General features: G+C 36.4%; 10 protein-coding genes. 9 read left to right on the forward strand and 1 reads right to left on the reverse strand.

Annotation, left to right across the window (positions count from 1 at the left end; genetic code table 11):
• Positions 1 to 1,412 precede the first annotated feature (1,412 nt).
• Positions 1,413 to 1,745, forward strand: a complete 333-nt coding sequence (locus AC1DND_RS12005) for a hypothetical protein (protein ID WP_477581883.1) — start codon at positions 1,413 to 1,415, stop codon at positions 1,743 to 1,745.
• A gap of 163 nt (positions 1,746 to 1,908) precedes the next feature.
• Here the strand turns inward: AC1DND_RS12005 and AC1DND_RS12010 are convergent, their stop codons facing one another.
• Positions 1,909 to 2,127, reverse strand: a complete 219-nt coding sequence (locus AC1DND_RS12010; RefSeq protein ID WP_477581885.1) for a hypothetical protein — start codon at positions 2,125 to 2,127, stop codon at positions 1,909 to 1,911.
• Between the two features lie 675 nt (positions 2,128 to 2,802).
• Here AC1DND_RS12010 and AC1DND_RS12015 point away from each other — a divergent pair.
• The 8 genes from AC1DND_RS12015 (at position 2,803) to AC1DND_RS12050 (ending at position 8,408) form a co-directional block, all read left to right on the forward strand.
• Complete coding sequence (locus tag AC1DND_RS12015) at positions 2,803 to 3,018, forward strand: hypothetical protein (RefSeq protein ID WP_477581887.1); 216 nt, start codon at positions 2,803 to 2,805, stop codon at positions 3,016 to 3,018.
• A gap of 205 nt (positions 3,019 to 3,223) precedes the next feature.
• Complete coding sequence (locus AC1DND_RS12020; protein WP_477581888.1) at positions 3,224 to 4,135, forward strand: BRCT domain-containing protein; 912 nt, start codon at positions 3,224 to 3,226, stop codon at positions 4,133 to 4,135.
• A 50-nt stretch (positions 4,136 to 4,185) separates the two neighbouring features.
• Positions 4,186 to 4,473: a WYL domain-containing protein gene (locus AC1DND_RS12025; RefSeq protein WP_477581890.1), complete on the forward strand. Its 288-nt coding sequence runs from the start codon at positions 4,186 to 4,188 to the stop codon at positions 4,471 to 4,473.
• 2 nt (positions 4,474 to 4,475) lie between these two features.
• Positions 4,476 to 4,694: a hypothetical protein gene (locus AC1DND_RS12030; protein ID WP_477581892.1), complete on the forward strand. Its 219-nt coding sequence runs from the start codon at positions 4,476 to 4,478 to the stop codon at positions 4,692 to 4,694.
• Positions 4,695 to 4,712: 18 nt separating this feature from the next.
• Positions 4,713 to 6,641, forward strand: a complete 1,929-nt coding sequence (locus tag AC1DND_RS12035) for an ATP-dependent nuclease (protein ID WP_477581894.1) — start codon at positions 4,713 to 4,715, stop codon at positions 6,639 to 6,641.
• A gap of 49 nt (positions 6,642 to 6,690) precedes the next feature.
• Positions 6,691 to 7,716: a hypothetical protein gene (locus tag AC1DND_RS12040; RefSeq protein WP_477581896.1), complete on the forward strand. Its 1,026-nt coding sequence runs from the start codon at positions 6,691 to 6,693 to the stop codon at positions 7,714 to 7,716.
• Positions 7,717 to 7,752: 36 nt separating this feature from the next.
• The gene (locus AC1DND_RS12045; protein WP_477581898.1) at positions 7,753 to 8,196 is read left to right on the forward strand and encodes a tetratricopeptide repeat protein; all 444 of its coding nucleotides are present in this window, start codon (positions 7,753 to 7,755) and stop codon (positions 8,194 to 8,196) included.
• Between the two features lie 2 nt (positions 8,197 to 8,198).
• Entirely contained in the window at positions 8,199 to 8,408 is a 210-nt protein-coding gene (locus AC1DND_RS12050) for a hypothetical protein (RefSeq protein WP_477581900.1), read from the forward strand.
• Positions 8,409 to 8,521 lie beyond the last annotated feature (113 nt).

Here is an 8,521-nt window from a genome sequence, read left to right on the forward strand (position 1 = left end):
AAGCTCTGCCTTGCCTCGGCTCGCCGCCGCCGAGGGGCTCTTACCTTTTTCTTGATAAAAAGGTAACCAAAAATCAAGGCTTGCATCCTTTCTTGAACTAAGCTATCGAAATTCTTATTGCGGCAATATGGAGGCCCCGATGAAGAATCGGGACTTTATATTGCCTTGAGCAGTGGTGTATTGTGGGGTTGTGCAAGAATTTCAATGCTTATTTCTACGAAAATCTGCCAGGCCGGATAGCAGGATGCAGATCGCATGGAGCATATTGTAGGATGCGGTAATTTGTTTTTTAGCCCTTTCCCTTTCAGGGGAAAGGTGCCGATAGGCGGATAGGGGTTTAAGGCGCTCGCTATAATACGGTCGTCATTCTCGCGCAGGCGGGAACCTTAAAGCGCTCGCTATCTGTTATGCCGGACAACAGGGAGAAGAGAAATCATTCGCGTTATTTTAATTGCGATCAATTCGTCATTGCGAGAAGGCTTTTTCAGCTGACGAAGCAATCTCATTAGTAGTGTTTTTAGCATTAAGTCATTCTACCTCGATTAATTCGTCATTTCGACCGTAGTGTTCCAAAGGAACTCTTTTGGAGGAGAGATCTTTGTACTTTCTAATACGGTCGTCATTCCCGCGCAGGCGGGAACCTTAAAGCGGTCGCTATGTTGTTGCCCTCTACTTGGGCTTGCCTCGGTTAGCCACCGAAGGGCTCTTACTTTTGGCTTGGCCCAAAAGAAACAAACCTGAGCGTAGCGAAAGCATGCCTGCCATTAAAAACAACAAAAACCAAGGCATAACTGAAAGGCTTGGATCTGATGTCGGATAAATTCGTCAAAGCTTTTTGGTCGTCAGCACAAGCCCCGATGAAGGATCGGGGAGGGTGTGCTGCCTCGGGGTAGTGGTAAGTTGAAAGGGGGTGCTAAAGCTTTAACGTTTTCTCCTTCCATCATATCCTAGGCCGATAGCATGATGCAGATCGCATGGAGCATATTGCAGGATGCGGTAATTTGTTTTTTAGCCCTTTCCCTTTCAGGGGAAAGGTGCCGATAGGCGGATAGGGGTTTAAGGCGCTCGCTATAATACGGTCGTCATTCCCGCGCATGCGGGAACCTTAAAGCGGTCGCTATCTGCTATGCAGGATAGCAGGGTGCAGAGAATCATTCGCGTTATTTAATCTCGATAAATCCGTCATTGCGAGGCTGGGAGTGAGCGAGCCGAAGCAATCTCATTAGTAGTGTTTTTATCATTAAGTCATTCTACCTCGATAAAATTCGTCATCTCTACAGTAGCGTTCCGAAGAAACTCCTTTGGAGGAGAGATCTTTGAACTTTCCTATTAAAATTGTTATATCGATAAAAGCAATCTTCATTGAGCTTTTCAATTCGCCGTTTTGCATTGCAGTTAGCAACATTATACCTGTGGTTGGTAGGTTTATGCTTGCGGGTGCCAGCATGATGAAAGCAGTTAACAGTTCTATCAGCGCATCTAACAACATTATACTCGCAGTTGGTAGGTTTATGCTTGCGGATGGCAGAATTGTTAGCGCAGTTAATAGTTCTGAACTTGCAGTAGATAGTTCTAAACTTGCAGTTAACAACATTATACTTGCAGTTGGCAGGTTTATACTTGCAGTTAACAGTTCTATCAGCGCAGTTAACAACATTATACTTGCAGTTGGTAGCTTTATGTTTGCAGTTGATGGTTTTGCCAGCGCAGTTAACAACTTTATCGGAGAGGTAGGTTACTTTTAGTTTGCAGTGAACAGCTTTTAGTTTGCAGTTAAGAATATGATAAATGCTATTAGCTGCCCTGGTTTGCTGTCAACAGTTTGCAGTATATCTTTTAAACAAAAACAGCAACCGAGTTGCTGTTTTAAAATGTACATTGGGATGGGATGATTTTTTTCATGATAGGCTAAATTTTTATCGGTTTAAACGGAATGCCCGAAATTTGTTTGTACTGCGGGGTACTTACGCCAAACAACGATTTGCTGTAGTTTTTGGCATCTAAAGCGAGTGCCACTATACCGGTTTCAGTATCGTACAGGATTTTGTTGCGGTTAAGCCTAAAGGTGCTTAACTCAGATGTTTTTGATACCACATCGCGGTTTTTCTGCAATAAATCGTTGTACAAGGTGGTAAGGGTGACCTGCTGCAGCTCTACCTCATTGGGCGCATAGGTGGGGATGGTAGCTAACAGTTTGATCTGTTTATCGAAGGTATCGAGCTGGCTATCGAAACTTTGTTGCGAGGCCGATACCTGGTTAACAATAGTGCCGCTTGCTGCCAGCTTCTGTTTTTCTTCTTCTGTTAACTTTACCGATGCCCTTTGGCCCTGAATTTTGCGGTTGTGGGTAATGGCATTATCAATTACCTGTTGCGCWACATCGCTCGCTTTTATCGCATTTACGATTCGGGTACTCAGCTTTTTTAAAGGCTGAAAAGCCAGATCGCGAATGGCAATGGCGTTGCTGTTTTTTGCGGCCGCATCGTGTACTTGCTCGCTAATGGTTTTTGCTGCGRCAGCTTTCTCGGTTAAACTCGTTAACTGGATGTTTGCATTGCTAGGGTTATAAACGGCGCCGTAGCCGGTTAAATACGCAATAAGGGTTTCGAAATTGGCTACGTTTTTGGCGTGGCCGGTGTCATTTGTTTTAGATATAAGATGATGGTTAAAAAGTAAATAAAATATATTAATTGCGATTAAGATAGTATTATTTTCTTTACAACTAAAAGAATAGGTTAATTTTTTTTGAGTAGGTACGGGAAACCGTAAAAATTAGTTCTCCTGGTCAGATATCTTGGCTGCATGAAAAGATTTTATTATATCCTGTTTTTAAGTATTGGCATACTGGCCTGTAGCAAACAAAATGAAGTTGGGGCTGGTACAGATACCGAAACTTATATGCCGTGCGGCACTTATAAGTCCGGGCAAAAATTATATCAAGGCTCTAAAGGCGGTTGTTTTTATTACAATAGTAATGGTAATAAAACATATGTTGAGAAAAGCGCGTGTAAGTGTTAATTCAGCTTTATGTTTTAAGAAGTGGCATTAGAATTTGCAAACTTCAAGTTATTCATCGTATATTACGATATCTAAATAATTCTAGCTCGTTTCTCTTCGTATTTTCTCTCAAATCCCTTTTATAACAACCTTTTTTTAACACTGAATGCACAACTCAAATTGTTGCTTGCATTGAGCTGTTTTACTTACTCTTGAATATACTTATATGAAACAACCAGACCAACTGATTCTAGATATCTACACATCAAAGTCGCAAGCCGATAAAGCAATTAGTTCTTTAAAAGGGATTTTGCTTGGAATAAACTTAGATGGAGAAGTAAACGAAAAGGAAATTAATGAGCTACAAAAATGGGCAAATGCACACGATGCTTTAATAGGTAGAAATCCTTTTAATGAATTTATGAATATTATAGCAGAGGCCGCTAGTCAGCAAATGCCATCAAAAGAGACTATTGAAGACTTGTATTGGCTATGTCAAAAATATGAGAACGACAGCTTTTATTATAACCCTATAACTTCTGACATACAAACATTACAGGGGCTTTGCCATGGAATTCTAGCAGATGGAGTAATTAATGATCAGGAAGTTATTGATTTAAATAAATGGTTAGAAGAAAATGAACACTTAAACACATATTACCCTTACGATGAGATAAGAAGTTTAATTCTATCTGTGCTATCGGATAATAAAATTGATGATGACGAGCGATTGGTTTTAAAAGCTTATTTCAAAGAGTTCGTAAATATCCAGGATGAAGTGATAAGTGAACAGATTCGAAAGGAAACTGAGCATATCAATATCTCTGGCTTATGCACGAGTGAGCCTAATGTTAAATTTGAGGGCAAGACTTTCTGTATCACAGGCATACTACAAAGAATTAGTAGGGAGGGTTTGAAGAAAAAAATACTCAATCTTGGAGGTATACCAACCGATGGCATAACGCTTAAAACAGACTATTTAATAGTTGGTGATAATGGTAACCCTGCATGGGCATTTTCTTGTTATGGTCGCAAAGTAGAGAAAGCTATAAATATGAGAAAAGATGGGCATACGATAATGCTTATCCACGAATTTGATTTTGCTGATATTATTGATGACTCGAACACATCAAATTAGCAATAAGCATATGTTCGATATAAAAACAACTAATACTTAAACAAACAATCATGAACCAAAAAATTATTGACGCAATCACTAACCAAAATGTAATTGAATTTTCTTACGAAGGAGAATCAAGAGAAGTAGAGCCACATTGTTATGGTAAAACTACTGCTGGAAATGAAGGTTTGAGAGCTTTTCAAATTGGAGGATATTCGTCTTCTGGTAAAATGGGATGGAAAATGTATGACCTTGGAAAGGCTGAGGATATCAACCTTTTGGATGATACATTTGATGTTAGAGACGATTATAAACAAGGAGATAAAGGTATGTCACAAATTCATATCGAAATATAGCTATGGAAAGCTATAGGAATTCAGGCGGAGACTCAGGAGTCTCCGCCTATGAAATAGGTGCTGATTATATACTTGTGGGATTTTCTGGCAATTCTCGTACTTATCGTTATAGTTATGCAAGAGCAGGGCAGTATCATGTTGAAAATATGAAGAGTTTAGCAATAAGCGGAACTGGTTTGAATAGTTATATAAATCGACATGTTAAAAACTTATTTGATTAAATATATATGAGGTCAAAATTGTTAAAAATATCAATTGCTAACTTAGGATGTATTGGTAATGAAGGGGTAACGGTTAGTTTGGATAATATTTTATGTTTAGTTGGTGATAACAATGCAGGCAAATCAACAATATTAAAAGCTTACGAATTAGCGGTAGGAACTCAAGTATATTCTTATGAAAAAGATTACTGCAAGAGATCTAAAGATGAAAATACTTATATAGAAATATCGGTACACATTCCAGAAGGAACAGCAAATATTGCAGAAAAGTGGAAAGAAAAGGAAGGCGATCTACTAGTTGTAAAGAGTAGATGGGAATGGGATAAAAGTGGGGTTAAGACAAGAAAAACTTACGATCCTGAAGTTAGTGAATATTCGGAAGACGGTAATGCTGCTGGTTTAGATAACGTCTTTAATAGCAGACTACCCGTTCCTTTTAGAATTGGCGCACTAGAGAATCCGCAAGCAGAATTGAAAAACTTATTAAAACTGATAGTAGACCCAATTGCAGAAAATCTACGTTTAAATTTAGATGATAAAGAATCTGAAATAAGTAAAGCATTAGAGGTCTTTACCATACATGCTAAAAAACCTGTTGAAGAACACAAAGAAATTATTGAAAAAATTAATGAAAGAATGACAAACAGTCATAATAAAATTTTCCCAAATCTTTCTATTGATTTAAGCATAGGAATGTCTGAGTTAAGAGTTGATCCCCTTGATGCTTTAGTTAAAGGCTCTAAGCTAAATATAAAGGAGTTTGATGAGAATGTAGATTGGGATCAGCAAGGAACGGGCTCGCAAAGGGCTTTGTTTTGGTCTTTACTACAAGTTCGATCAAGACTACAAGCGATAAAAAATTTTAAATCTGATAATGAAAAGCGAATAAAACTTATAGAAAAGGAGATAAAGAAGCTTGAAGGTGAAAGGGAAAGATCAAAAACTGATGGTACGAAACAAATTAAGCAGATTGCCATTGATGAGAAAATAAAAGAACTACAAGCAACTAAAGATATTGAAGCAGAAAAAGCAATCGATGAGAGGGACAATGAGGTGGCTTTACCTGGATATATGCTATTAATTGATGAGCCAGAAATAGCTCTTCATCCAAATGGTATAAGAGCGGCATCCAAGTATTTATATGAACTTGCAAATGACCCGTCTTGGCAAGTTATGTTGACAACACATAGCCCTCTTTTTATAAATCCTTTCGAGGATCACACAACAATTGTTCGGTTATCACGAGATGCTGGAAATCCCATCCCTCATACATACCGATCAGATGATGTTAAATTCTCACCCCACGAGATTGAAAATTTAAAATTGCTCAATAGCTTCGATCAAAATCTTTCGGAAATGTTTTTTGGACAATATCCCGTTATTGTGGAAGGTGATACTGAATTTGCAGCTTTCGATACAATTATGAGGTTAGATCCTGAAAAATATCATATTAATTGTAAGCCCATATTAATAAGGGCAAGAGGGAAATATACAATCATTCCCTTAATAAAGATGCTATCACACTTTAAAATAAATTTTTCTGTATTACATGATAGTGATTACCCTAAAAATAAGGCTGGAAACACAAACAATGTATGGACAGGGAATCAAGATATTTATGATGAAATAGTAAAAGCAAGAAAATCAGGATTAAGGGTAGTTCATAGAGTTTCTATATCTACTTTTGAAGTTGCCCATGATAAGATAATGCTTGATGCCAATGGTAATTATTTGTCCTCAGTAACTAAGGATAAACCTTGGACGATATATCAAAAAATTAAGACAGACGAGGGTATTAAAAAATCAATAGAAGCAACTTTGGATGATATGATTGACTTGACTTGTAGAGAAGAGCCTTTTAATGAAATTTTTTCTAAAGGGGTAGTTCAAGAATTTGAAAAGTGGGTAATTGAAAATAATATAAAAGATTTTAGATTTATAATCTAATTATTTTATTAAATACAGAAACGAATATTGTTAATTATTAGTAGTTAGTATGTTACAGGTCAATCAGAAGCTCAAACGTGTAGAGATAAAAGAGTTCGAAATAGAGAACCAAATCGTCTTCAATTATTTTGACAATCTTCCTACCTCCGAACGAGATGCGAAATTTCTAAAAGCTATTTATATTGGAGTTTTGGCATTAATGGAAGATCGCATGTCTGCTTTTCTTTCCAAGACCAGTAATGAATTGGGAACAGAATTGGAAAGCCTAAAAATGATCTTTGATATGAAAAAAGAACTTTTTTATAAGTCCTCAATTAAAGGTGTTTTGGCTGAGGATGAAATAACAGATTTTCTTAATCAATATTTTTCAGAAAAAAACTTAAAAGATCGAGCTATACTAACAGGCAATAATATTGGCAGGCTTCCTAGAAATAAAACAGGAGACATTATTTGTGAAATAGATGGTAATTCCAGCTTGAAAATAGCTATTGAATGCAAATTCGATAAAAGTATTCGATTAGGAGATATTGAAACGAAAGATTTGTTTACACGCAAAACTGATACGGCTTGGAGCCAATTGCTCGAAGCACAGGCTAATAGAGATTCAAAAACCAGTTTAATTGTATTCGACATTTCTTTAGTCGACCATTCTATTCTTAAGGAGTTTGAAAATGTAGGTTATATTCCAGGTGTTGGCCTAGTAGCAATAATTAATTCTCAAAAAGGAGATTATTCTAATCTTGCTATTGCCTATATGCTAGCAAGAGATATTGCAGTGAATTCAAGAAATATTGATTTGGATAAAGACTTACTTTTCATGATTGTAAATAGGATTATAAAAGATATTAGAGAAATTACAACAATAAAGACTCTGGTTTACAACAATATCGAAAACAATAAGTCTATCCTTAAGCAGTTAGAGAAAAGTATGTTATTAATGGAATTTAATCAACAATATCTGAGAAAATTTCTAATTGAAGGTACCTTAACAAAAGATGATCTACTCTCATTTTATCAAGGTGAAGAAATAAAAGATAAGTATAAATTGATAGAGAACGAGTTAGATAATATATAACCGAAGACTGAAAGGTTTTTTTAATTATATTCATCAATGAAGAAAAAATTAATTGCTGTTGTATTTTTTGTTGTGGCTTTTTTTATTGGCAAGAAACTTTTTAAGGGGCCAGAAAATACAGCCATTGCAAAGGTAAATGAGTTTTACTATGCAGGTGAATATGAAAAAGCAAAAGGTGTGTTGAAGCGTTATTTGAAGGATCATCCCGATTCACCTAAATGTTGGTCTTATTTAGGAATGGTCAACGTTGAACTCAATGATACTCTGGGTGCTGAACAAGCTTATAAAAAAGCGCTTGCGCTGGATGATCAAAGCGGTCGTTCAATTGTAGGTTTGGGCGTTGTTGAAAGAATGAAAGGGAATTATGTAAAGGCCAGAACGTATTATGAAAGGGCACTACAGCTAAACCCAGATGATCCAAGTGTATATACCAGCTTATCCGTTGTAGAAATCAAAAGCCGAAATTTACAAAGGCGATAGAATTGGGAGAGATCGCAAAAGAAAAAGACGATTTAGGTAAAAACCCTGTAATTCTGGCAAATTTAGTAATCGCTTACCATTTGAATCATCAAAAAAAAGAGCGTGATCAAACACTGGCAGCACTTGAAAAAACAAATTATCAAAATATGGAAGAGGTAAAGATGCTGATTAGTGGGAAGATTAATGACGAGGATGTATTAAACTTTCTGTAATCTAACGCGTTATTCTGGTCAACTTAATCTTTAAATTCTTATGTTGTTAATAATTACCGCATAATGAATTTTGAAAAGAAATACTATTTGCTATCATTAGTTAACTCTATGAG

This window comes from Pedobacter sp. 01N416 (genome assembly GCF_056399685.1).